General features: G+C 72.9%; 20 protein-coding genes. 14 read left to right on the top strand and 6 right to left on the bottom strand.

Going from position 1 to position 22,323, the window contains the following annotated elements; translation table 11 throughout:
* Nucleotides 1-86 precede the first annotated feature (86 nt).
* The 8 genes from AB0J53_RS40355 (at nt 87) to AB0J53_RS40320 (ending at nt 11,141) form a co-directional block, all read left to right on the top strand.
* Nucleotides 87-1,715 (top strand): ABC transporter substrate-binding protein, encoded by a 1,629-nt coding sequence (locus tag AB0J53_RS40355; protein WP_364182399.1) that lies wholly within the window; start codon nt 87-89, stop codon nt 1,713-1,715.
* Entirely contained in the window at nt 1,712-2,650 is a 939-nt protein-coding gene (locus tag AB0J53_RS40350; protein ID WP_364182396.1) for an ABC transporter permease, read from the top strand. The genes AB0J53_RS40355 and AB0J53_RS40350 overlap by 4 nt, the downstream gene beginning before the upstream one ends.
* The gene (locus AB0J53_RS40345; RefSeq protein ID WP_364182394.1) at nt 2,643-4,520 is read left to right on the top strand and encodes a dipeptide/oligopeptide/nickel ABC transporter permease/ATP-binding protein; all 1,878 of its coding nucleotides are present in this window, start codon (nt 2,643-2,645) and stop codon (nt 4,518-4,520) included. Before AB0J53_RS40350 ends, AB0J53_RS40345 begins: the two co-directional genes overlap by 8 nt.
* Nucleotides 4,510-5,487 carry an oligopeptide/dipeptide ABC transporter ATP-binding protein gene (locus tag AB0J53_RS40340; protein ID WP_364182391.1) on the top strand — a complete coding sequence of 326 codons (978 nt, stop codon included), beginning with the start codon at nt 4,510-4,512 and terminating at the stop codon, nt 5,485-5,487. Before AB0J53_RS40345 ends, AB0J53_RS40340 begins: the two co-directional genes overlap by 11 nt.
* Before the next feature lie 9 nt (nt 5,488-5,496).
* Nucleotides 5,497-6,720 (top strand): acyl-CoA dehydrogenase family protein, encoded by a 1,224-nt coding sequence (locus AB0J53_RS40335; protein ID WP_364182388.1) that lies wholly within the window; start codon nt 5,497-5,499, stop codon nt 6,718-6,720.
* Nucleotides 6,721-6,772: 52 nt separating this feature from the next.
* On the top strand, nt 6,773-7,273 hold the full coding sequence (locus AB0J53_RS40330) for a hypothetical protein (RefSeq protein WP_219508394.1): 501 nt from the start codon (nt 6,773-6,775) through the stop codon (nt 7,271-7,273).
* Between the two features lie 51 nt (nt 7,274-7,324).
* Nucleotides 7,325-8,476 (top strand): macrolide family glycosyltransferase, encoded by a 1,152-nt coding sequence (locus AB0J53_RS40325; protein ID WP_364182384.1) that lies wholly within the window; start codon nt 7,325-7,327, stop codon nt 8,474-8,476.
* A gap of 139 nt (nt 8,477-8,615) precedes the next feature.
* Nucleotides 8,616-11,141 carry a glycoside hydrolase family 9 protein gene (locus tag AB0J53_RS40320; protein ID WP_364182381.1) on the top strand — a complete coding sequence of 842 codons (2,526 nt, stop codon included), beginning with the start codon at nt 8,616-8,618 and terminating at the stop codon, nt 11,139-11,141.
* On the opposite strand, the gene AB0J53_RS40315 is transcribed toward AB0J53_RS40320, so the two are convergent.
* The 4 genes from AB0J53_RS40315 to AB0J53_RS40300 are packed head-to-tail and all read right to left on the bottom strand — an operon-like array spanning nt 11,138 to nt 14,515.
* Nucleotides 11,138-11,743: a hypothetical protein gene (locus tag AB0J53_RS40315; RefSeq protein ID WP_219508392.1), complete on the bottom strand. Its 606-nt coding sequence runs from the start codon at nt 11,741-11,743 to the stop codon at nt 11,138-11,140. The genes AB0J53_RS40320 and AB0J53_RS40315 overlap by 4 nt on opposite strands.
* Nucleotides 11,743-12,477 carry a MerR family transcriptional regulator gene (locus tag AB0J53_RS40310; protein ID WP_364182378.1) on the bottom strand — a complete coding sequence of 245 codons (735 nt, stop codon included), beginning with the start codon at nt 12,475-12,477 and terminating at the stop codon, nt 11,743-11,745. Before AB0J53_RS40310 ends, AB0J53_RS40315 begins: the two co-directional genes overlap by 1 nt.
* 58 nt (nt 12,478-12,535) lie before the next feature.
* The gene (locus tag AB0J53_RS40305; protein ID WP_364182375.1) at nt 12,536-13,273 is read right to left on the bottom strand and encodes a class I SAM-dependent methyltransferase; all 738 of its coding nucleotides are present in this window, start codon (nt 13,271-13,273) and stop codon (nt 12,536-12,538) included.
* A gap of 9 nt (nt 13,274-13,282) precedes the next feature.
* Entirely contained in the window at nt 13,283-14,515 is a 1,233-nt protein-coding gene (locus AB0J53_RS40300; protein WP_357583871.1) for a serine hydrolase domain-containing protein, read from the bottom strand.
* An 86-nt stretch (nt 14,516-14,601) separates the two neighbouring features.
* Between AB0J53_RS40300 and AB0J53_RS40295 the strand changes: the two genes are divergently transcribed.
* Nucleotides 14,602-14,991 carry a hypothetical protein gene (locus AB0J53_RS40295; protein ID WP_364182371.1) on the top strand — a complete coding sequence of 130 codons (390 nt, stop codon included), beginning with the start codon at nt 14,602-14,604 and terminating at the stop codon, nt 14,989-14,991.
* Between the two features lie 42 nt (nt 14,992-15,033).
* Nucleotides 15,034-15,909 carry a siderophore-interacting protein gene (locus tag AB0J53_RS40290; protein ID WP_364182368.1) on the top strand — a complete coding sequence of 292 codons (876 nt, stop codon included), beginning with the start codon at nt 15,034-15,036 and terminating at the stop codon, nt 15,907-15,909.
* On the opposite strand, the gene AB0J53_RS40285 is transcribed toward AB0J53_RS40290, so the two are convergent.
* A complete protein-coding gene (locus AB0J53_RS40285; protein WP_364182365.1) occupies nt 15,876-16,304 on the bottom strand; it encodes a MerR family transcriptional regulator in 429 nt (142 codons plus the stop codon). The two genes, AB0J53_RS40290 and AB0J53_RS40285, sit on opposite strands and share 34 nt — an antisense overlap.
* A gap of 46 nt (nt 16,305-16,350) precedes the next feature.
* Between AB0J53_RS40285 and AB0J53_RS40280 the strand changes: the two genes are divergently transcribed.
* Nucleotides 16,351-17,178, top strand: a complete 828-nt coding sequence (locus AB0J53_RS40280) for an MBL fold metallo-hydrolase (protein WP_364182362.1) — start codon at nt 16,351-16,353, stop codon at nt 17,176-17,178.
* Between the two features lie 17 nt (nt 17,179-17,195).
* Here AB0J53_RS40280 and AB0J53_RS40275 read toward each other — a convergent pair whose 3' ends face one another.
* Nucleotides 17,196-18,452 (bottom strand): hypothetical protein, encoded by a 1,257-nt coding sequence (locus tag AB0J53_RS40275; RefSeq protein ID WP_364182359.1) that lies wholly within the window; start codon nt 18,450-18,452, stop codon nt 17,196-17,198.
* A 69-nt stretch (nt 18,453-18,521) separates the two neighbouring features.
* Here AB0J53_RS40275 and AB0J53_RS40270 point away from each other — a divergent pair, with 69 nt between their 5' ends.
* From AB0J53_RS40270 to AB0J53_RS40260, 3 genes are all read left to right on the top strand, one after another.
* Nucleotides 18,522-19,826 (top strand): MFS transporter, encoded by a 1,305-nt coding sequence (locus AB0J53_RS40270; RefSeq protein WP_364182356.1) that lies wholly within the window; start codon nt 18,522-18,524, stop codon nt 19,824-19,826.
* Between the two features lie 97 nt (nt 19,827-19,923).
* The gene (locus AB0J53_RS40265; protein WP_364182353.1) at nt 19,924-21,465 is read left to right on the top strand and encodes a beta-N-acetylhexosaminidase; all 1,542 of its coding nucleotides are present in this window, start codon (nt 19,924-19,926) and stop codon (nt 21,463-21,465) included.
* 19 nt (nt 21,466-21,484) lie between these two features.
* Entirely contained in the window at nt 21,485-22,318 is an 834-nt protein-coding gene (locus AB0J53_RS40260) for an MBL fold metallo-hydrolase (protein ID WP_364182350.1), read from the top strand.
* The last annotated feature ends 5 nt before the right edge of the window (nt 22,319-22,323 follow it).

The following is a 22,323-nucleotide window of genomic DNA, read 5'->3' as shown; positions in this document are numbered from 1 at the left end:
AACTCTAGCCAAGGGGCTTGTGTCGAATTTCACCGATAGTACTATCGGTGAAATTGCTCTCGGGGGCTGACCGGGAGGAGGCGTCGATGAAACGCTGGAGAGGGCCCGCGGCACTGTCGCTGGCGACGCTGCTGCTCGTCGCGTGCAGCGGGCAACGGCCCGTCGCCGTGCCGGAAAACCCGTCGTCGGAGGCGCCGTCAGGCCCCCAGAGAGGCGGCCGGCTGGTCTACGGGCTCAGCGCCGACGCCAACGGGCTCAACCCCGTCACCGACCAGTTCGCCTCGCAGAGCTACAGCATGGTCGGCACCGTCATCGAACCCCTCGTCACCGTTGACGCGAACGGCGACTGGAAGCCCTACCTCGCCGAGTCGCTCACCCCGAACGAGACCTACGACGAGTGGGCGATCAAGGTCCGGCCCGGCATCTCCTTCCACGACGGCCTGGCCCTGACCGGCGACGTCGTCAAGGCCAACCTGGAGGCGCAGAAGGCCTCCCCGCTCAACAACGCGGTCCTCGTCCCCGTCGAGTCCTTCGAGCTCACCGACCCGATGACGGTCACGGTCAAGCTCAACCAGCCGTGGGTGGCCTTCCCCTACTACCTGGCCGCCCAGCTCGGCATGATCGTGCCGCCCGCGTCGCTGCGCGACCCCGGGACGGCCAGCGTCAAACCCGTCGGCACCGGCGCGTTCGTCTTCAAGGAGTACGTGCCCGACAGCCGCATGGTCGTGACCCGCAACCCGGACTACTGGCGGGACGGGCTGCCGTACCTGGACGAGATCGAGTTCCGCATCCTGCCCGACAGCCAGACCCGGGCGCAGACCCTGGAAGCGGGCGGCATCGACGCCATGGGCACCACCCGCGACGAGGACATCACCAAGTACGGCGGCCAGAAGGACGCCTACACCGTCCATCGGGCCCGGGGCATGGCGGTGCCGGAGTACATGTTCCTGCTCAACACCGCCGTCGCCCCGCTCGACGACCTGCGGGTGCGCCGGGCGCTCGCGCACGCGCTGGACCGGGCGACGATCATCAAGACGCTGCGCGGCGGGCTCACCCAGCCGGCCGACGGGCCGTGGTCGCGCGACTCCCCGTGGTACGCCGGCGGCGGCGCCTACCCCGGCTACGACCTGGCCAAGGCCACCGCGCTGGTCAAGGAGGTCGAGGCGGAGAAGGGACCGATCGCGTTCGAGATCATCTCCACCCCCGACCCGAACACCATGCAGGGCATCGAGCTGGCCCAGGACATGTGGCGCAAGGCCGGCGTGGACGTGACGATCAAGCAGGCCGACCAGGCCGACCTCATCAACCGGGCGGTCACCGGCAACTACGCCGCCACCGTGTGGGTGCAGTTCTCCTCCCCCGACCCCGACGGCGAGTACATCTGGATGCACCAGGCGTACTCCAAGCCCGTCGGCCAGGTCTCGCTGAACTTCACCCGGCTGCGGGACGACAAGCTCAGCAAGGCGTTCGACCTCGGCCGGACGAACCCGGACGAGAGCGCCCGCAAGCAGGCGTACGCCACCGTCCAGGAGCGGCTGCGCGAGCTGGTGCCGTTCGTGTTCGTCGACCACCTCGACACCGGCGCGGTCGTGGCCAGGACCAAGGTGCGCGGCATCGGCGAGCAGGTGCTGCCCGACGGCGAGAAGGGGCTGCCGCTGACCGGCTCGCCCGTGCCGTACCACCCGTTCACGCAGCTCTGGGTCAGCGCGCGGTGATCGTCCTGCACCGGCTGGCCCGGCTCGTGATCGTGCTGCTCGTGGTGACGTTCCTGTCCTACGTGATGCTCGCGCTGCTGCCCGGCGACCCGGTCACGCAGATCCTCGGCATCGGCGCGGACGAGGAGGCCCGCGCGCGGCTCCGGCAGGAGCTGGGCCTGGACGAGCCGCTGCTCGTCCGCTACGCGGGCTGGCTCGGCGACCTGCTCACCGGCGACTTCGGCACCTCGCCCATCACCCGGACGCCGGTCGCGGGCGAGCTGGCCGAGCGGCTGCCGGTCACGCTGGAGCTGCTCGTGGCCGCCCAGGTCGTGGCGCTCGGGCTGGCGGTCCCGGTGGGCGTCGCCGCCGCGCGCCGGGCCGGGCGGGCGCTCGACCAGGCGCTGACCGCGCTGAGCTTCGCGCTGCTGTCCACGCCGGTGTTCGTGCTCGGGGTGCTGCTCATCCTGCTGTTCGCGGTCACCTGGCAGGTGGTGCCCGCCACCGGCTGGACGCCGATCTCGGTGGATCTGGGGTGGAACATCACCTCGGTGCTGCTGCCCGCCGTCACGCTCGGCTGCGGGCAGCTCGCCGTGTACGCGCGGCTGCTGCGCGCCGACCTGATCGCCACCCTCCAGGAGGACTACATCACGCTCGCCCGCGCCCGCGGGCTGTCGCCGCGCCGCATCCTGTGGCGGCACGCGCTGCGCCCGTCGGCGATCTCGCTGATCACCGCCGTCGGGCTCAACATGGGCGCGCTCATCGGCGGCACCGTGATCATCGAGACGCTGTTCGGGCTGCCGGGCATCGGGCGGCTCATCGTCGACTCCATCTTCTCCCGCGACTACCTGACCGTTCAGGGCGGCGTCGTGCTGATCTCCGTCGGCTACGTGCTGGTCAACTTCGCCGTCGACGTCGTGTACGCCGCCGTGGACCCGAGGATCCGGCGTGCGTAGGCGGCTCGGGGCCGGGTTCTGGATCGCCGTCGCGTGGATCGCGCTCGTGCTGGCCGCCGCCGTGCTGGCCGACCTGCTGCCCATCGCCCGCTACGACGAGACGCTGGCCGGGCCGCCCCAGGCCGGGCCCAGCGCCGCGCACCCGTTCGGCACCGACGGCCTCGGCCGCGACGTGCTCAGCAGGGTCGTGCACGGGGCGCGCGTCTCGCTGGGCGTGGGCATCGGCGCGGTCGTCCTCGGCCTGGCCATCGGCGCCCCGCTCGGCGTGCTGGCCGGGTACCGCAGGCGGGCCGCCGACGCGGTGATCATGGCGGTCAACGACGTGGCGCTGGCCTTCCCGGCGCTGGTGTTCGCGCTGGCCGTGGTCGCCTTCGCCGGGGCCAGCCTGCGCAACGTGCTCGTCGTCCTCGGCGTCCTCGGGGTGCCCGCGTGGACGCGGCTGATCCGCGGGGCGACGCTGTCGTTCGCCGAGCGGGAGTTCGTGCTCGCCGCCCGGGTGCTGGGCGTGCGCGACCGGCGCATCCTGTGGCGGGAGATCATGCCCAACGTCGCCGTGCCCGCGGCCTCGTACGCCTTCGTCGGCATGGCCGTGGTCGTCGTCGCGGAGGGCAGCCTGGCCTTCCTCGGTCTGTCGGTGCAGGCGCCGACGCCCACATGGGGCGGGCTGATCAACGAGGGGCGGGCGCTGATGGAGACCGCGCCGCACGTGGTGCTCGCGCCGTCGGTCGTGATGTTCCTGACCGTGCTGTCGTTCAACCTGGTCGGCGACCGGCTGCGGGCCGCCGGCGACGTGCGGCCAAGCGGCCTGGAACCGGCGCGGCAGGCTCCGGCGGTCCTGCCGTCCGCCGGGCCCCGGCCGCTCACCGGCGCGCTGCTCCAGGTGGACGACCTGCGCACGCACTTCCTCACCCCGCGCGGCCCCGTCAAGGCCGTGGACGGGGTGTCGTTCACGCTCGAACGCGGCAGGACGCTGGCCGTCGTCGGCGAGTCCGGCTCCGGCAAGTCGATGCTGATCCGCTCCGTCCTCGGCCTGCTGCCCGGCGCGGGCGTGGCGCGCGGTGGGCACGTCCACCTGGAGGGCGACGAGCTGACCGCGTTCACCCCCGAGCGGATGCGCCAGGTGCTCGGCCGCCGGCTGGGGGCCGTCTTCCAGGACCCGATGACCGCGCTCAACCCCGTCCGCACGATCGGCGCCCAGGTCGCCGAGCCGCTCCGGGTCCACCTGGGCATGAGCCGCAGGCAGGCGCGTGAGGAGGCGGCCCGGCTGCTCGCCTCCGTCGGCATCCCCGACCCGGCGCGCACGCTCGGCCGCTACCCGCACCAGCTCTCCGGCGGCATGCGGCAGCGCGTCACCATCGCCATGGCGCTGTCGTGCGGGCCCGACGTGCTGTTCGCCGACGAGCCCACGACCGCGCTCGACGTCACCGTCCAGGACCAGGTGCTGCGGCTCGTCCACCGGCTGCGCGAGGAGCGCGACATGGCCGTGGTGCTCGTCAGCCACGACCTGTCCGTGGTGCGGCAGTGGGCCGACGAGGTCATCGTCATGTACGCGGGCAAGGTCGTCGAACGCGGGCCCGCGGCCGACGTGTTCGAGCGCACCCGCATGCCGTACACCGAGGCGCTGCTCCAGGCCGCGCCCCGGCTGACCGACCCCGCGCACCACCGGCTGCGCGTCATCCCCGGCCGGCCGCCCGACCTGGCCGCCGTGCCGGACGGCTGCGCGTTCCGGCCCCGGTGCGCCTACGCCCGCGACCGGTGCGCCGAGCAGGCTCCCCCGCTGGTGGCGGAGGGCGGCCACCTGCATGCCTGCTGGCACCCGGTGGGCAGGACCATGACGAAGAGCGAAGGGGCGGACAGCCATGGCCGGTAGCGGGACGGCGCACCTGCGCCCGCGTGACGAGGTGCTGCTCCAGGCCGTCGGCCTGGTGGTCGAGTTCCCCGCCGGGCGCGGCCGTACCGTCAGAGCCGTGTCCGGGGTGAGCTTCGACCTGGCCAGGGGCGAGACGCTGGGCATCGTCGGCGAGTCCGGCTGCGGCAAGTCGAGCACCGCGCGGGCGCTCATCCAGCTCCCGCCGCCGCGATCCGGCTCGGTGCGGCTGGACGGCGTCGAGCTGACCACGCTGCGCGGCGAGGCGCTGCGGCGCACCCGGCGACGGCTTCAGATGATCTTCCAGGACCCGATCTCGTCGCTCAACCCGCGCCGCCGCGTCCGCGACATCGTCGCCGAGGGGCCGCGCGTGTGGGGCCACGACGGCCTGGCCGTCGACGAGGTCCTGGAGGCCGTCGGCCTCGACCCGGCCACGGCGGCCGAGCGGCGGCCGCACGAGTTCTCCGGCGGGCAGTGCCAGCGCGTCTCCATCGCCCGCGCCCTCGTGCTGGAGCCCGAGGTGGTGATCTGCGACGAGCCGGTGTCGGCGCTCGACGTGTCGGTGCAGGCCCAGATCCTCGGCCTGCTGGAGGACCTCAAGGCCCGCTTCGGGCTGACGCTCGTGTTCATCGCCCACGACCTGGCCGTGGTCAAGAACGTCAGCGACCGCGTCCTGGTGATGTACCTGGGCAAGACGTGCGAGCTCGCCCCCAGCGAGGAGCTGGTCGCCCGCCCCGCCCACCCCTACACGCGGGCGCTGCTCGCCTCCATCCCCGGCGGCGGCCTCGGCCTGCCCCCGGCCGACCGGCTCATCAGCGGCGAGCCGCCGTCGCCGGTCAGCCCGCCCACCGGCTGCCGCTTCCGTACCCGCTGCCCCCGTGCCGCCGCCCGGTGCGCCGCGGAGGAGCCCGAGATCCGCCCGCTGAACGGCGGCGACCACTTCGTCGCCTGCCACTATCCCGACCAATAGGAGAACGACATGGCCATCGACTTCACCCTCGCCCCCGAGCACGAGGAGATCCGCAAGCGGGTGCGCGCCTTCATCCAGGAGGTCGTGATCCCTGCCAGTGAGGAGCTGCGCGAGAGCGACCGCGACGCCTACCTGCGCGGCATCTTCAAGCTGCGCGAGAAGGCCAAGGCCGAAGGGCTGTGGCTGCCGCACATGCCCGAGGAGTGGGGCGGCATGGGCCTGGGCCACGTTGAGCTCGCCATGGTGCAGTCGGAGGCGGCCAAGACCCGGCTCGGGCCGTGGGTGCTCAACTGCCAGGCCCCCGACGAGGGCAACATGCACACCCTGCTGCACTGGGCCACCGACGAGCAGAAGGACAAGTACCTGCGGCCCCTGCTCGACGGCGTCAAGATGTCGTGCTTCGCCATGACCGAGCCCGAGGTCGCCGGCTCGGACCCGACGCTCATCCGCACCAACGCCGTCCAGGACGGCGACGAATGGGTCATCAACGGGCACAAGTGGTTCATCTCCAACGCCCGGCGGGCCAGCTTCGCCATCCTCATCGCCAGGACCGAGCCCGACGTCCCCGAGGGCGCCCGCGGCGCCAACACCGCCTTCCTCATCGACCTGCCCCAGGACGGCTGGAACGACGTCCGCGAGATCGAGACCATGCACGGCTCGACCGGCCACAGCGAGATCGTCATCAAGGACCTGCGCGTGCCCTCCGGGCAGATCCTCGGCGGACGCGGCAACGGCCACCGCCTGGGCCAGTATCGTCTCGGCCCCGCCCGCCTCGCCCACTGCATGCGCTGGATCTCCCAGGCGGAGACCGCGCTCGACATGATGGTCGACCGGGCGCTCAACCGCTACAGCCACGGCTCGCTGCTGGCCGACAAGCAGGGCGTCCAGTGGCTCATCGCCGACTCCGCCATGGAGCTCTACCAGTGCAAGCTCATGGTCCTGCACGCCGCCTCCAAGATCGACAAGGGCGAGGACTTCCGCACCGAGGTGTCCATGGCCAAGCACTTCGTCGCGGGCAGCCTCAACCGCATCGTCGACCGGGCCATCCAGGTCCACGGCGCCCTGGGCTACTCCACGGACACGCCGCTGGCCCACATGTTCCAGCACGCCCGCTGGGCCCGCTTCGCCGACGGCGCCGACGAGATCCACCAGATGCGCATCGCCGAGCGCACCATCGACGCCTACCGCTCCACCGGCTCCACCAACGCGGCCACCGGCGGCCTCCCCCTGTGACGCGGCGCGTCATTGGGTGAACCGGGGCGGGCCGGCGTACGTGTGTGAGGGCATGAGTCGTGTTCTCGTCGTGCTCGTGATGGTGGCGGGCTTCCTGGTGGGCGTCGCCGGTCCGGCCGCCGCGTGCAGTTGCGCGGTGGCGAAGCCGAAGGAGCTGGTGCGCGGGTCGTCGGCCGTGTTCACGGCGACGGCCACGGGCGTGCGCGTGGTGGAGCCGATGCTGGACGGCGGTGAGGTGGTGGCCACGCTCCGCGTCGACCACGTGTACAAGGGGTCGCCGGGCGTCAGGACCCAGGTGCGCACCAGGGCGCAGAGCGCGGCCTGCGGCTACCAGTTCGCCAAGGGCACCCGCTACCTGGTGTTCGCCAGGAAGGGGAAGAAGGGGCTGACCACGGGGCTGTGCTCGGGCAACCGGGTCCTGCCGCCCGGGGACAAGCCGTTGCGCCTGTCGGACAGGACGTACGGGATGGGGCCGCTCACGGCGGAGCTGATGAAGGCGCTGGGCAAGCCGGAACGGCCCCGCAAGCCCCGGGCGTGTGACGGGCGCGCCTGACACGGGCCGCGCGGGCCGGGCGGCCGGGCGGCAGGCCGATAGGATCGGCGGATGCACATCGCGATGGTCGGCATCCCCGCGATCAGCCACGTCCTGCCCAGCCTGGAGATCATCCGGGAGCTCGCCTCGCGCGGCCATCGGGTGACCTACGCCAACGACCCGTCGGTGCGCGAGGTGGTCACGGCGACCGGCGCCGAGCTGGTCGCCTACCGGTCGACGCTGCCGGTGGCCGACTACGACTGGCCGGACGACCCGATCGAGGCGATGGGCGTGTTCCTGGATGACAACATCCAGATGCTGCCGCAGCTCCGCGAGGTCTACGACCGCGATCCCGCCGACCTCTACCTGTACGACATCGGCTCCTACGCGGCCCGCGCGCTGGCCGAGTCGCAGGGCCGCCCGATCGTGCAGCTCTCCCCGGCGATGGTGGCCTGGAAGCAGTACGACAACGACGTGGCCGCGCAGATCTGGCAGCTTCCCGGCGCCGACGGCTACCGGGCGAAGTTCACCGGCTGGCTGGCCGGCAACGGGGCGACGACGACCGACATGGACGACTTCTCCGGCCATCCGCCGCGCTGCATCGCGACGATCCCGCGCGCCATGCAGCCGCACGCGGACGAGGTCGACACGGACGTGGTGACGTTCGTCGGCCCGTGCCTGGGGGCGCGGGAGAGCTGGACGAAGCCGGCGGGCGCGGAGCGGGTGCTGCTGGTGTCGCTCGGGTCGGCCTACACGCAGCAGCCGGAGTTCTACCGCAACTGCCTGGCCGCCTTCGGTGACCTGCCGGGCTGGCATGTCGTGCTGCAGATCGGCAGGCGCACCGATCCGGCGGAGCTGGGGCCGATCCCGGGCAACGTGGAGGTGCATTCCTGGGTGCCGCAGCTGGCGATCCTGGAGCAGGCCGACGCGTTCGTCACGCACGCGGGCATGGGCGGGAGCAGCGAGGGGCTGTTCACGGGCGTCCCGATGATCGCCGTGCCGCAGGCGGTCGACCAGTTCATGAACGCCGACCGGCTGGTGGAGCTGGGGGTGGCCCGGCGCCTCGACACGGCCGAGGCGACTCCGGAGGCGTTGCGCGAGGCGCTGACCGCGCTGACGACCGACCCGGCGGTGGCGCGGCGTTCGGCGCTGCTGCGTGAGGAGACGCGCGCCGAGGGCGGCACCGTCCGGGCCGCCGACCTGCTGGAAGCGATGGCCGGATGAAAGTTTCACGCTCGTCCGCGGCGATGGCCAGGCAGGCGGCGGGAAAGTTTCACAGGCGGTGAGAAGGGGCCGTTGACGGGGCGGCGGCCTCGGCCGCAAGATCCTGGGAGCGCTCCCAACCTCCCGAAGGACACCCCCCATGACCCTACGCCGGGCCGCGGCAGCGGCCCTCTTCCTCCTGCTCCCCTTGGCCGCCGCCACGCCGGCCCACGCCGACGAGGGCCCGGAGCAGATCGTCAACGGCACCTTCGACTCCTCCACCGCCCCCTGGTGGGGCACCGCCAACGTCACCCCCGAGCTCGACACCGGCCGCCTGTGCGCCGACATCCCCGGCGGCACCGCCAACCCGTGGGACGTGATCATCGGCCAGAACGACCTGCCGCTCGTCGAGGGCGAGACGTACGCCTACTCGTTCACCGCCTCCGCCACCCCCGCCAAGGTCGGCCGGGCCCTCATCCAGCTCCCCGTGGACCCGTGGACGCAGTATCTGTCGGCGGCCCCCGAGCTGAGCGTGTCGGGCAACGACTACTCCTACACCTTCACCGCCCCCGTCTCGCTGCCGAACGCCCAGGTCGTCTTCCAGCTGGGCGGCAGCGCCGAGCCCTGGAGGTTCTGCATGGACGACGTGTCGCTGAAGGGCGGCGCCGAGCCGGAGGAGTACGAGCCCGACACCGGCCCGCGCGTCCGGGTGAACATGGTCGGCTACCTGCCCGACGGCCCCAAGAAGGCCACCGTCGTCACCGAGAAGACCGACGCGGTGGACTGGCAGCTCAAGGACGCCGCCGGCGAGACCGTCGCCACCGGCGCGAGCACCCCGCGCGGCATGGACGCCAGCTCCGGCCAGAACGTCCACACGATCGACTTCACCGCCTACGCCAAGCCCGGCCAGGGCTACACGCTCACGGCCGACGGCGAGACCAGCCGCCCGTTCGACCTGGCCCCCGGCCTGTATGACGACATGCGGGTGGACGCGCTGAAGTTCTACTACACCCAGCGCAGCGGCGTCGAGATCCTGGACGAGCTGCGCCCCGGCTACGGCCGCCCCGCCGGTCACGCGGGCGTCGAGCCCAACCAGGGCGACACGAAGGTCCCCTGCCAGCCCGGCGTCTGCGACTACACGCTCGACGTCAAGGGCGGCTGGTACGACGCGGGCGACCACGGCAAGTACGTGGTCAACGGCGGCATCTCCGCCTACCAGCTGATGGCCGCCTACGAGCGGGACAAGGCCGCCTTCACCGACGGCCAGCTCACCCTCCCCGAGAGCGGCAACGGCGTCCCCGACGTGCTCGACGAGGTCCGCTGGGAGCAGGAGTTCCTGCTCAGCATGCAGGTGCCCGAGGGCGAGGCGCTGGCCGGGATGGCCCACCACAAGATCCACGACCGGGCCTGGACCGGGCTGCCGCTGATGCCGCACCTGGACCCGCAGCCCCGCGAGCTGCACCCGCCGTCCACCGCGGCCACGCTGAACCTGGCCGCCACCGCCGCGCAGGCCGCCCGCCTGTTCGCCCCGTACGACGCCGCCTTCGCCGCCCGCAACCTCAAGGCCGCGCGCGCCGCCTGGGCCGCCGCCGTGGCGAACCCGGACAAGTACGCCGACCCGAACGACGGCGTCGGCGGCGGCTCCTACGCCGACGGCGACGTCAGCGACGAGTTCTACTGGGCCGCCGCCGAGCTGTTCATCACGACGGGCGAGAAGGCGTTCCAGGAGTACGTGCTCGCCTCGCCGCACCACACCGGCGACATCTGGCGCGAGCGCGGCTTCGACTGGGGCTTCACCGCGCCGCTCGGCCGCCTCGACCTGGCGACCGTGCCCAACGCGCTGCCGGACCGCGAGCGGGTGCGTGCCTCGGTCGTCGAGGGCGCCGACAAGTATCTGGAGATCCAGCGCGAGCACCCGTACGGCATGCCGTACGACCCGCCGTCGTTCGACTGGGGGTCCAACAACCTGATCCTCAACAACATGGTGGTGCTGGCGACCGCGTACGACCTGACCGGGCAGGAGAAGTATCGCGCGGCCGTCCGCGAGAGCATGGACTACATCCTCGGCCGCAACGCGCTCAACCAGTCGTACGTCACCGGCTACGGCGAGGTGGCGTCGAAGAACCAGCACAGCCGCTGGTACGCCCGCCAGCTCGACCCCGCGCTGCCCAACCCGCCGCGCGGCACCCTGTCGGGCGGCCCCAACTCGGCCATCCAGGACCCGCTGGCGCAGCGGCTGCTCCAGGGCTGCAAGCCGCAGTTCTGCTACATCGACCACATCGAGTCCTGGGCCACCAACGAGCTGACGATCAACTGGAACTCGCCGCTGGCCTGGATCTCGTCCTTCCTGGCCGACCGCTCGGCGCGGGCCTCCTGCGAGGTCCGCTACACCGCGCACGGCTCGTGGCCGCGCGGCTTCACCAGCCAGGTCGTCATCGAGAACACCGGTGACCGGGCGATCGACGGCTGGACGCTGCGCTGGTCGTTCCCGGGCGCGCAGCAGGTCAAGCACGCCTGGGCGGCCGAGGTCACGCAGGCGGGCCCGGTGGTGACGGCGAAGGGCCTCGGCTGGAACGCGCGGATCAAGCCGGGCGGTTCGGTGACGTTCGGCTTCGTCGGTGCCGCGACCCCGGGACCGAACCCGGCCCCGGAGGTCTTCCACCTGAACGGCGGCCGCTGCCGCTAGGCGGGGCTCGGCTCGGCCGACTTCAGCGCGGCCACCAGGTCGCCCGGACTGTCGGCGAAGAACCGGATCACCGTGACCTCGGCCCGCTGCCCCAGCGGCCGGGTCACGGTGATCGGCTCGGTGAGCTGGACGACCACGTTCGTCTGCGACGACACGGCCACGCCCAGCCGCCCGTCCGCGACCGTGACCAGGCCCGTCTCGTTGTAGCTGCGCACGAGGCGGACCGAGGCGACGAGCTCGCGCGGGACGCGGACGTCGAGGAACGCGCCGTAGCGGATCCGCAGCTCGCCGCCGGTGACGACGTGCGGCCGGGTGACGCAGGCGGCGATCATCGCGAGCACGAACAGCAGCGAGTACGCGTCCAGCACCAGCACGACCAGCCGCACCCACAGGTCCACGTCCATGGCCTGGAGCAGCACCTCGACGGCGATCAGCTCCACGGCCATGGCGAACGCGAAGACCATCATGGTGGTCGACTGCTCCCGCGAGTAGGAGACTTCGACGGCGCCGGGCGGCACCCCGTCGCGCCGCCGCCGCGCCCACAGCACCAGGCTGGCCATCCCCTTCCGGTCGAAGTCCATGATCCGGCGTACCCGGTCCATCAGCCCTCCTTCTTCAGCAACGCCACGACCTGCCTGAAAACCACTGCCTGCGCCGGGGTCAGCTCGGCGAACACCAGGTCCATCCACTCCTCGCTGCCGCTCATCGCCCCGGCCAGCTCGGCCGGGATGTGCGCGGCCAGGTCGGCGGCCAGCGCCGGCAGCCGGGAGTCGCCGGGGTCGGCCCCGGCGATCTCGTCGAGCCTGGCGTACATCTCGTGGACCCGCTCGACCACCCCGGGCTCGGTGAAGGGCCGCAGCGCCCGCAGCGCCCACTCCCGGTCCTCCGGGTCGGCCACGGTGTCGAGCAGCGCGAGCATCCCCTGGTCGAGCTGGGCGAAGGCCGACCCGTCGGGTGCGAGGTCGCGCAGCACCTCGCCCATCTCGGGCGACACGGCCGAGTCGGCGCCCAGCTCGGGCTCCTCCAGCAGCGCCGCCAGCCGCGCCCGCCGCGCCCCGATCGCCTCCTGCTGCCTGGCGAGGTCGTCGTCCAGCTCGCGCAGCACCTCGCGCAGGTCCTTGCCCTGGTCGTCGGCCAGCACGTCGCGGATCTCGTCCAGGGACAGCCCGAGCTCGGCCAGCCGCCGCACCCGCGCCAGCAGCACGGCGTCGCGCATCCGGTACGCGCGATAGCCGCCCGAGGTGCGTTCGGGCTCGGGCAGCAGGCCGAGGTGGTGGTAGTGGCGCACGGTCCGGGTCGACACCCCGACCAGCGCGGCGAGCTCGCCGATCAGCATGCCTCCATTAGAGACGTTGACGTAGCGTCAAGGTCAAGCCGGCCCGGCCGCCGGCCTCCTAGGCCTTGACCAGCGCGAGCAGCGTGTAGACCGGGTCGGGTCCCGGCACGTCCTGGCCGGGGAGCCCGGCCAGGTGCTCGCGCAGCCCGGCGACGACGGCCGGGTCGGCGTGCCGGGTCCAGCCGAGGCCGCTCCCGCCGAGGAGGTCGGCCCACGCGCGCGGGCTGCGCCCCTGTCCCACCCCCGCGAACGTGGTGCGGCCCGCCATCGCCAGCCCGCACCCGGAGCCCACGTCGAGCACCCGGTCCAGCGCGTCGCTCGCCTGCGGCGCGTGCGCGTCACGGGCCCGGCTGAGCCGCTCGTCACCGGCCCGGTAGACGGCGTCGGTCTTGTCGACGGTGGTGATCAGCGTGCCGCCCGGCCGCAGCACCCGCGCCGCCCCGGCCAGCACCGCCGCCGACGTGTCATGGTCGAGCAGGTGCAGCAGCCAGATCATGGTGACGGCGTCGGCCGAGTCGCCGGCGAACGGCAGCCGCGCCGCGTCGCCCCGCACGACGCCGCCGGGCAGCCGCGAGGCGGCGACCGCCGCCATCCCGGCCGCCCGGTCCACGCCCGCGACGAGCCGCCCGGCCCGCCGCAGCCGCGTGGTGACGATCCCGGTGCCGCACGCCACGTCCACCACGACCCGCGCGCCGGGCGGCAGCAGCCGCTCGATCGCCTCCGCCGCGGCCCCGGCCCTGGCCTCGCCGCCGCGTGTCGCGTCGTACGAGGCCGCCTCACGGTCATAGTCGAGCATGCGCCCAACCTACTGGCGCTTGATCAGCGTCCGGTCGGCCTGGAAGGGGACGAACGGGGCCTGGGCGCTGCGGGCCGTGGCGCCCTCGCCGCCGCACAGGGCGGTGAACAGGTGATTGCCCGCGGCCACGTCGATCGGGTGGATCGGGATGGTGCCGTTCTCGATCCGCTGGTACTTGGCCAGGTTCAGCCCGATCGACACCTGCCGCTTGCCGTCCTCGCTGGTCAGCGACTGGGTGATGGACCCGAACACGGCGCCGTCGTGCCCCCAGAACCGGCCGCAGGGCAGGTCGGCGGGGTAGATGCCGAGCCCGTACGCGAAGGCCCCGCCGCCGACCGCGACCGGCACCGTGCGCTTCATCTCGGCGAGCTGCTCAGCCCCGAGCAGCCGGCCGCCGAGCAGGGCGCGGTAGAACTGGTTGAGGTCGTCCATCGTGGACACGACGGCCCCGGCGGTGCCGATCCACGACATGTCGTAGACGCTGTAGTCGCGCGGCGGGTCGATGAAGCCGTACCACGACTCGTACAGCTTGGAGTGCGGCCCCGGGATGTGCGGCGAGCGCGGGAACGAGGTGTGGCGCAGCCCGGCCTTGCGGATCACGTGGCGGGTGATGTAGCGCTCGGCGTCCTGGCCGGTGACCTTCTCCAGCACCATGCCGGCGAGCACGTAGTTGGTGTTGGAGTACGAACCGGGCAGCGCGCCCGGCTCCCCGGTGGGCGGCGCGGCCAGGCCGAGGCGGGCCAGCTCCTCGTCGGTGAACGAGCGGAACCGGTTGTCGTCGAGGCTGGCCGTCGAGCCCTGCAACAGCGACGGGAACGCGTACGCCACGTGGTCGGCGATGTGGCTGGTGTGGTTGAGCAGCATCCGGACGGTGACGCGCTCGTCGGTGACGAGGCCGGGCAGGTAGCGGGCCACCGGCGCGTCCAGCTCGATCGTGCCGCGCGCCACCTGCTGCATGACGGCGACCGCGGTGAAGGTCTTGGTGACGCTGCCGACCCGGTGCCGCATGTCGGCGCGGACCGGCCGGCGGGTCTCGACGTCGGCCACCCCGGCGGCGCCCTTCCACGCCTGCCGTCCGTCCTGTGCCGCCGAGTACGTCCCGTACATGCCGGCTGCTTCGATCGCCGTCAGCGTCCGGTCGAGCGCGTCCCGGTCCAGGCCGGCCCGCTCGGCGGCCGCCGGCGTCCCCGCGCCCGCGACCAGCAGCGCGCCCAGCCCGACTCCCACGATCACGCGTCGCATGCCACCTCCAAGATCGATGTTTTGTGTTGATTTGATCCTTATGGATGGCGTACGGGGCTACCAGTCCGCTCCGTCATGGACCTGACATGACGGATGTCATGCCGCGCGCAGGCCGTCCAGCACGACCGCGAGCGTGCGGGCGTGCACGGCGGGGTCGTGCCGGGTGTGCTCGGCGGCCAGGGCCGACGCCGGGCACCGGCCTGTCGCGCAACTTCAGTCCGGCGATCCGGCCGGCCTGGGCGCTGCTCGGCTCGCCGCTCGGCCGCCTGGTGCCGCGCACGAACACCCGGCAGGCCGCCGGCGCGACCCTCGCCGACCTGGCGCTCGGCGCCGTACGCCCGCCGTCCGGCCAGGGGTACGCGTCGCCGGTCCGGGGGAACCCGACCTGGCCACAGCCGTCCGAACCGGCCCGCGACCGAGACGTGGCCGCGACCCTTTGGCGCGACAGCGCGCCGCTCACCGGCTTGCCCGGATAGCGTTTTAGGTTAGGCTCACCTAATATGACGGAGCCTTTTGGTATGTTCGATGTCGAGGTGAGCAGGACCGAACGGCTCAGCCCGTCGTTCCTGCGCGTGACCTTCAGCGGTGCCGACCTGGCACACTTCGCCGACATCGGCTACGACCAGCGGATCAAGCTCATCCTGCCGCTGGCCGGGCACGGCCTGGCTCCCATGCCCCAGGGCCCCGGCTGGTATCAGCGCTGGCGCGAGCTGCCCGGCGAGCTGCGCAACCCCATCCGCACGCTCACCGTACGGCTGGCCCGGCCGCACCTGCGCGAGGTCGACGTGGACATCGCGCTGCACGACGACGACGGCCACAGCGGCCCGGTCGCCCGCTGGGCCGCGACCGTGCGGCCCGGCGCGCCCGCCCTCCTGTTCGGCCCGAACGCCGGCTTCGACGGCCCCAGCGCCGGCATGGCCTTCCGCCCGCACGCCGAGAACGGCCCGGTGCTGCTCGCCGGCGACGAGACCGCCGTCCCCGCGATCGCCGCCACCCTCGAACGGCTCCCCGCCGGGTGCACCGGCGAGGCGCTGATGGAGGTCCCGTACGAGGCCGACGCCCTCGACATCGAGACGCCCAGCCAGGTCAAGATCACCTGGCTGGCGAGGTCCGGCGTCCCGCGCGGCAGCCTGCTCCACCCGGCCGTCGTCGCCGCCGCCGACCGGCTGCTGCCCCCGCTGGCCGCCAACGACTCCGTCGAGGACGTGGACGTCGACGACCTGTGGGAGGTCCCCGAGGACGAGCGGCCTCCCGGCCCCCTGTACGCCTGGCTGGCCGGCGAGGCCGGGGTGATCAAGGGGCTGCGACGGCACCTGGTGGCCGACCGTGGCATGGACCGGCGCGCGGTCGCGTTCATGGGCTACTGGCGCGAGGGCCGCTCCGAGACCGACTGACCACCGCCGTCCGGCCGGAAGTGGCGCTTGAAGTCGGGGCATTCCACCAGGGGCTCGTGCGCGCAGGCCGAGGCGTGCCGCAGGGCGTCGCGCATGCGTTCCAGGCGGGCGATGTCGTCCTCCAGCCGCACGGCCTTGTCCGCCAGCCGGGCGCGCAGCTCCGGATCACCGGGGGCCGCCCGCAGGAACCCCGCGATCTCGGCGATGGTGAACCCGGCGTCACGCGCGCAGACGATCAACGCCAGGCGGTCGAGCACGTCCGGGCGGTAGCTGCGGCGCAGCCCGTTGCGCCCGGCCGGGGCGATGAACCCCTGCTTCTCGTAGTAGCGCAGCGCCGACGCCGCCAACCCGGTCCGTCGGGCCACCTCGCCGATGTCCAGCAGTTCGCCGTCCATCCCGCCTCCTTGACTTGAAGCGCGCTTCAAGTAAGACCCTAGCGGCATGAAGATCCATCACCTCAACTGCGGATCCGTACGCCGCATCGAACCCACCTACCAGGGCCCGCCCGGCGCGCACGCCGTCAACCACTGCCTGCTGGCCGAGACCGAGTCCGCCGGGCTGGTCCTCGTCGAGACCGGCCTCGGCCTGGCCGACGTGCGCGACCCCGCCGGCAGCCTCGGGGCCGACTGGGTCGAGCTGGCCGAGCCCGTGCTGGACGAGAGCGAGACCGCCGTCCGCCAGGTCGCCGCGCTCGGCCACGACCCCCGCGACGTGCGGCACGTCATCGTCACCCACCTCGACGTGGACCACTGCGGCGGGCTGCCCGACTTCCCGGCCGCCAAGGTGCACGTCCTGGCCGCCGAGCTCGACGCGGCGACCCGCCAGGCGCCCAGCTTCCGCTACCGCCCGGCCCACTGGGCGCACGGCCCGGACTGGGTGACGTACGAGAGCGGCCCGGTTCCGGACGGCTCAGGTGACGACTGGTTCGGCTTCACCTCCGTGCAGGTCGAGGGCCTGCCCCCGGAGATCCGGCTGGTCCCGCTCGGCGGCCACACCGAGGGGCACACCGGCGTGGCCCTGCACGACGGCGACCGCTGGCTCCTGCACTGCGGCGACGCGTACTACTACCACCGCGAGCTGGACGCCGACCCGCACCCGCACCCGGTCCTGAACCTCGTCCAGACCAGCTCGGAGGTCCACCACGACCTGCGGCTGGGCACCCAGGCCCGGCTCCGCGAGCTGGTGCGCCACCACGGCGACCAGGTGACGCTCATCAGCGCGCACGACCCGTGGGAGTTCGCCCGCGCCACGTCCGGCGGGGGCTTCTGACCGGTCGCACCCCGGCCTCAAGCGACCGATACGTCATCCCGGAAGAGGAAATATCCGGCGGCGTCCGCCTGGAAGTAGTTGTGGAACTTCGTCGCCTTGGATTCGGCCGCCTTGGTCGCCGTGACGATCGTGACGACCACGACGTTCCGGGCGTCACCCATGCGGATCTTGCCGTACGCGTAGCTCGCGTGCGTCCTGTCCTTGCGCCACAGCACCGCGTCCGACGACAGCTTGCCCAGCTTCGTCGAGGCTTCCTCGGCGTCCGCCTCGGTCGGGAACGCCATGACGATCCGCACCCCCTTGAGCGCGCCGCCATACGCCGTGTACGCCATCTGCACGGCGTGGTCGCAGTTGGTCTTGGCCAGCACGCCGGCGCCGTCGACCGGGTCGCAGGAGGAGTAGTTCCAGCCGCCCACCTTCTTCGCCTGGTACGAGACGCCGCTCAGCTTGAAGTTCCAGTCCTTGAACTCGTCATGGCTGAGTTTCGCCCCCGGCTCGGCCCGGGCCGTGTCGCTGGGGGACGGAGCAGGGGTCTCGGCCGCGGACGCCGAGGGGTCGGGAGTCGCCGGGGCGGACGTGGCCGGGTCCGGGGTGCCGGGCGGGGTGGTCTCCGGGGCCGTGGGGGTGTCGGAGGCGGCGGGCGGCTGGGCGACGACGCGTTCGTCCGGCCGGTTGTTCACCACGTAGACGACCGCCGTCGCCGCGCCGCCCAGGATCAGCACCGCCAGGCCCGCGACCAGCGCGATCACCAGGCCCTTCCCGCGCTTCGGCGGCTGCGGCGCGCCATAGGGAGGCTGCCCGTACGGGGGCTGACCATAGGGGGGCTGGCCGTACGGAGGCTGCCCGTACGGGGGCTGACCATAGGGGGGCTGGCCGTACGGAGGCTGCCCGTACGGGGGCTGACCATAAGGGGGCTGCCCGTGCGGTGGCTGGCCGGGCGGCGTCCCGTACGGGCCCTGCGGGCTGCCGTACTGGCCGGGGTTGTGCTGCCCGCCGTAGTGCCCCTGCCCCTGGCCCTGTCCGCCGTAGTTCCCCTGGCTCTGGCCCTGGTTCGGGGGTGGGGGGTACTGGCCCGGGGGGCCGTAGGGGGCCTGGCCGGGCGGGGGCGCGTACGGGGACTGGCCCTGGGGGGCGCCGCCGTACGGGCCGGGCTGTCCTTGCCCCGGTGCGGTGCCGTGCTGGCCCGGGCCGGCGGCGGGGGGTGGGCCGGACGGGCCGTGGGCGTGGTGGGGCGGGGTGCCGCCTTCGGGCTGGGGCGGCGGAGGATACGACATATCCCTATTTTGAGGGCCGCAGCGGCGTGGCGAGGAATTATGTCGGCAGCCCCCGCTAGCGTCAGACCCATGACGGAACCGACCACCACCGGCACGCGGGCCTCGCGCTGGCTGCGTGGCCCGCTCCGCCCTTTCCAGCACGGCCAGTACGGGCTGCTGACCGGCTCCCTCACGGCGTCCATGCTGGGTGAGGGCCTGTGGCTGATGGCCATGGTGTGGCAGGTGATCGAGCTGGGCGGCGGCGCGGGCGCGCTGTCGCTCGTCTCGACCTGCACGGCCTTGGGCATGGTCGCGACGGTGCTGCTCGGCGGCGTGATCGCCGACCGGGTGCCGCAGCGCCGGGTGCTGCTGACGACCGAGCTGCTGCTGGCCGTCTCCGCCACCGCGATCGCCGCGCTGGCGCTGCTCGGCGCCGTCCAGGTCTGGCAGCTCGCCGTGGTCGCGCTGGTCCGCGGCCTGTGCAGCGGCTTCTACTATCCGGCCTACTCGGCGATGCTGCCCTCGATCGTGCCCGCCGAGCACCTGCTGGCGGCCAACGGCATCGAGGGCACGCTGCGCCCGATCGTGCTGCAGGCCGGCGGCCCGGCGCTCGCGGGCATCCTCGTGGCCGGCCACTCCCCCGGCGCCGCGCTGGCCGTGGGCGCCGCGTCGCAGGTGGCGGCGACGGTGTTCCTGCTGCTGATGAAGCCGGTCCCGATCCGCCGCGACCGCACCGACGAGGAGCCGCGCCACCCTGTGCGCTCGATGCTGATCGACCTGCGCGAGGGCTTCGCGTACATGATCCGGACTCCGTGGCTGCTGGCCACGCTGGTCTTCGCCTCGCTGATGATCCTCGTGGTGATGGGCCCGATGGAGGTGCTGATTCCGTTCGCGGTCAAGGACGGCGCGGGCGGCGGGCCCGAGGATCACGCGCTGGTGATGGCGGCCTTCGGCGTCAGCGGGGCGCTGGCCTCGCTGGCGATGGCCTCGCGCAGGCTGCCCCGGCGCTACCTGACCGCGATGAACGTCATGTGGGGCCTGGCCTGTCTGCCGTTCGTGCTGATCGGCGTCGCCCGTGACGTGTGGCTGATCGCGCTGGGCGCGTTCGTGATCGGGGCGCTGTTCAGCGCGCCGATGGTGATCTGGGGCACGCTGTTGCAGCGCCGCGTCCCGCCCGAGCTGCTGGGGCGGGTGTCGAGCCTCGACTTCTTCGTGTCGCTGGTGTTCATGCCGGTGTCGATGGCGCTGGCCGGCCCGCTCAGCGAGGCGATCGGCCTGACGACGACCTTCGTGATCGCCGGTCTGCTGCCGTTGCCGATCGCGGTCGCGGCGGTCCTGCTGGCCCGCATGCCCGCCGACGAGCTCGCCCACCCGCTCGACCGCGCGAAGGCCTGACGGGCGACGGGGGCCCACGAGGCGAAACAGGTCTTGACAGAGCGAATCGGTTAGTAAAGCTTCCTATTGACTAACCCTACTGACAAGGCGGTGCACGGTGAGGCTGTTCGCTCTCGGGACCCTGCTGCTGGCCTTCGCGGTCGTCGCACCGCCACCGGCCATCGTCGCCCACGGGCGCACGGCGATGCACGACCTGGTGCCTGCCCCGGTCTCGGTGCGGCCCGCGCGCGGCGCGTTCACGCTGCGGCCCGGCACGGCCATCGCATCCGACGACGCGGGCGTGGCCGCCTACCTGGCCGGGGTCCTGCGCCCGGCCACCGGCTACGCCCTGCCGATCCGCCCCAAGGGCGCGATCTCGCTCCGGCTGGAGGGCGCGCCCGCGTCCGTCGGGCCGGAGGGCTACCAGCTCGACGTCACGCCCCGCGGCGTGACGATCAGGGCGCGGACGCCGGCCGGGCTGTTCAACGGCGTCCAGACGCTCCGGCAGTTGCTGCCCGCGAGCGTGGAGAGCCCGAGCGTGCGGCCGGGGCCGTGGCAGGTGCCCGCCGGGCGCATCGTGGACCACCCGCGCTTCGCCTACCGGGGCGCAATGCTCGACGTGGCGCGCCACTTCCACCCGGTCGAGACGGTCAAGCGCTACCTCGACCGGATCGCCCTCTACAAGATCAACCACCTGCATCTGCACCTGTCGGACGACCAGGGCTGGCGCATCGCCGTCGACTCCTGGCCCCGGCTGACCACCCACGGCGGGAGCACCCAGGTCGGCGGCGGCCCCGGCGGCTACTACACCAAGGCCGACTACCGGGAGATCGTCGCGCACGCCGCCCGGCGGCACATCACGGTCGTGCCGGAGATCGACGTCCCCGGCCACACCAACGCCGCCCTCGCCTCCTACGCCGAGCTCAACTGCGACGGCGTCGCCCCGCCTCTCTACACCGGCGTCAAGGTCGGCTTCAGCTCGCTGTGCACGTCCAAGGAGATCACCTACACCTTCGTCCGCGACGTCCTGAGAGAGCTGGCCGAGCTCACCCCCGGCCCGTACGTGCACCTCGGCGGCGACGAGGCCGACGCGACCTCCGACGCCGACTTCGCCACCTTCGTCAACCGGGTCCACCCCATGGCCTTGTCCCTCGGCAAGAAGGTCGTGGGCTGGCACCAGATCGCCGCGCCCGACGTGCGCCACTCCCCCGGCCGCGTCCTGCAGTACTGGGGGCTGACGAGCAACGACGCGACCGTCACCCAGGCCGTCGCGAACGGCGCCAAGGTCATCATGTCCCCGGCGAACAAGACGTACCTGGACATGAAGTACGACGCCACGACCAAACTCGGGACGACCTGGGCGGCCCTCATCGAGGTGCGTGACGCCTACGACTGGGACCCGGGGACGCACCTGGCGGGCGTCCCCGAGTCGGCGGTGCTCGGCGTCGAGGCGCCGCTGTGGACCGAGACGCTCGCGACCGAGGAGGACCTGGAGTACATGGCCTTCCCCAGGCTGCCCGCCGTGGCCGAGCTGGCCTGGTCCCCCCGGTCCACGCACGACTGGGCGAGCTTCCGCGAGCGCCTGGCCGCCCAGGCCCCGAGATGGCAGGCCCTGGGCATCGGCTTCCACCGCTCATCCCAGGTCCCGTGGCGCGCCTGACCACGGCAGACTCACAGGGGTGATCCATCACTTCACGGTCGGCGACCTGTCCTGCGCGGTGATCAGCGACGGGCAGCCCCGGCCGCCCTGGGAGCCGCCGCTGGCGGAGTTCTTCACCCCCGCCACCGGCGTGCCGGAGCGGGAGCTGAGCGCGGCGGCGGCCGGGCGGACCACGCTGACCTGTGGCTACAACTGCGTGGCCGTGGCGACCGGGGCCGGGACCGCGGTGATCGACGCCGGTCTCGGCCGCGGCTTCACCGGCTACGGCCCCGCGCTCGCCCCGCTTTACGGCAGGCTCGCCGACGGCCTGGCCGAGGCGGGGCTCGCGGCCTGGGAGACGGCCGCCGTGGTGTTCACGCATCTGCACGAGGACCACACGCGCGGCGCCCTGGCCGCCTTCCCGACGGCGTCGGGGTTCGCCCATGCGGCGGAGGTGGCGTACTGGAAGGAGGCCACGTCGCTGCCGGACGTGCGCCGCCGCCCGGCTCTGGACGCGATCGCCGCGTTCGGCGACCGGCTGCGCGAGGTGGAGTACGGCGAGGAGATCCTGCCGCACGTACACACCGTCGACGCGGCCGGTCACACCCCGGGGCATACGGCGATCCTGCTGCGGTCGCGGGGCGAGCGGCTGCTGTGCGTCGGCGACTCGTTCTACGACCCGCTCCAGCTCGCGCACCCCGCCTGGCGCACGCCGTGGGACCACGACGCTGAGCGGTCCGTACGCAGCCGGCGCAGGCTGCTCGCCTGGGCGGCCGACGAGAACGTGCCAGTCCACGCCTACCATCTGCCGTTCCCCGGTCTGGGGCGGGTGGAGCGGTGGGGTGACGCGTTCGCCTGGCGCCCCGGGCTCTGAGCCGG

It is taken from the genome of Nonomuraea sp. NPDC049725 (assembly GCF_040674795.1).
In the GTDB taxonomy this organism is placed as follows: Bacteria; Actinomycetota; Actinomycetes; order Streptosporangiales; family Streptosporangiaceae; genus Nonomuraea; species Nonomuraea ceibae.
Note: the sequence above shows the minus strand (reverse complement) of the source record. Positions and strands in the feature narration are given on the sequence as shown.

What these genes read in the sequence shown, in the direction of transcription:
- AB0J53_RS40355 (WP_364182399.1), top strand. Translation starts at nt 87, where the DNA reads ATGAAACGCTGGAGAGGGCCCGCGGCACTGTCGCTGGCGACGCTGCTG.
- AB0J53_RS40340 (WP_364182391.1), top strand. Translation starts at nt 4,510, where the DNA reads ATGGCCGGTAGCGGGACGGCGCACCTGCGCCCGCGTGACGAGGTGCTG.
- AB0J53_RS40335 (WP_364182388.1), top strand. Translation starts at nt 5,497, where the DNA reads ATGGCCATCGACTTCACCCTCGCCCCCGAGCACGAGGAGATCCGCAAG.
- AB0J53_RS40330 (WP_219508394.1), top strand. Translation starts at nt 6,773, where the DNA reads ATGAGTCGTGTTCTCGTCGTGCTCGTGATGGTGGCGGGCTTCCTGGTG.
- AB0J53_RS40325 (WP_364182384.1), top strand. Translation starts at nt 7,325, where the DNA reads ATGCACATCGCGATGGTCGGCATCCCCGCGATCAGCCACGTCCTGCCC.
- AB0J53_RS40320 (WP_364182381.1), top strand. Translation starts at nt 8,616, where the DNA reads ATGACCCTACGCCGGGCCGCGGCAGCGGCCCTCTTCCTCCTGCTCCCC.
- AB0J53_RS40315 (WP_219508392.1), bottom strand. Translation starts at nt 11,743, where the DNA reads ATGGACCGGGTACGCCGGATCATGGACTTCGACCGGAAGGGGATGGCC.
- AB0J53_RS40310 (WP_364182378.1), bottom strand. Translation starts at nt 12,477, where the DNA reads ATGCTGATCGGCGAGCTCGCCGCGCTGGTCGGGGTGTCGACCCGGACC.
- AB0J53_RS40305 (WP_364182375.1), bottom strand. Translation starts at nt 13,273, where the DNA reads ATGCTCGACTATGACCGTGAGGCGGCCTCGTACGACGCGACACGCGGC.
- AB0J53_RS40300 (WP_357583871.1), bottom strand. Translation starts at nt 14,515, where the DNA reads ATGCGACGCGTGATCGTGGGAGTCGGGCTGGGCGCGCTGCTGGTCGCG.
- AB0J53_RS40295 (WP_364182371.1), top strand. Translation starts at nt 14,602, where the DNA reads ATGACGGATGTCATGCCGCGCGCAGGCCGTCCAGCACGACCGCGAGCG.
- AB0J53_RS40290 (WP_364182368.1), top strand. Translation starts at nt 15,034, where the DNA reads ATGTTCGATGTCGAGGTGAGCAGGACCGAACGGCTCAGCCCGTCGTTC.
- AB0J53_RS40285 (WP_364182365.1), bottom strand. Translation starts at nt 16,304, where the DNA reads ATGGACGGCGAACTGCTGGACATCGGCGAGGTGGCCCGACGGACCGGG.
- AB0J53_RS40280 (WP_364182362.1), top strand. Translation starts at nt 16,351, where the DNA reads ATGAAGATCCATCACCTCAACTGCGGATCCGTACGCCGCATCGAACCC.
- AB0J53_RS40275 (WP_364182359.1), bottom strand. Translation starts at nt 18,452, where the DNA reads ATGTCGTATCCTCCGCCGCCCCAGCCCGAAGGCGGCACCCCGCCCCAC.
- AB0J53_RS40270 (WP_364182356.1), top strand. Translation starts at nt 18,522, where the DNA reads ATGACGGAACCGACCACCACCGGCACGCGGGCCTCGCGCTGGCTGCGT.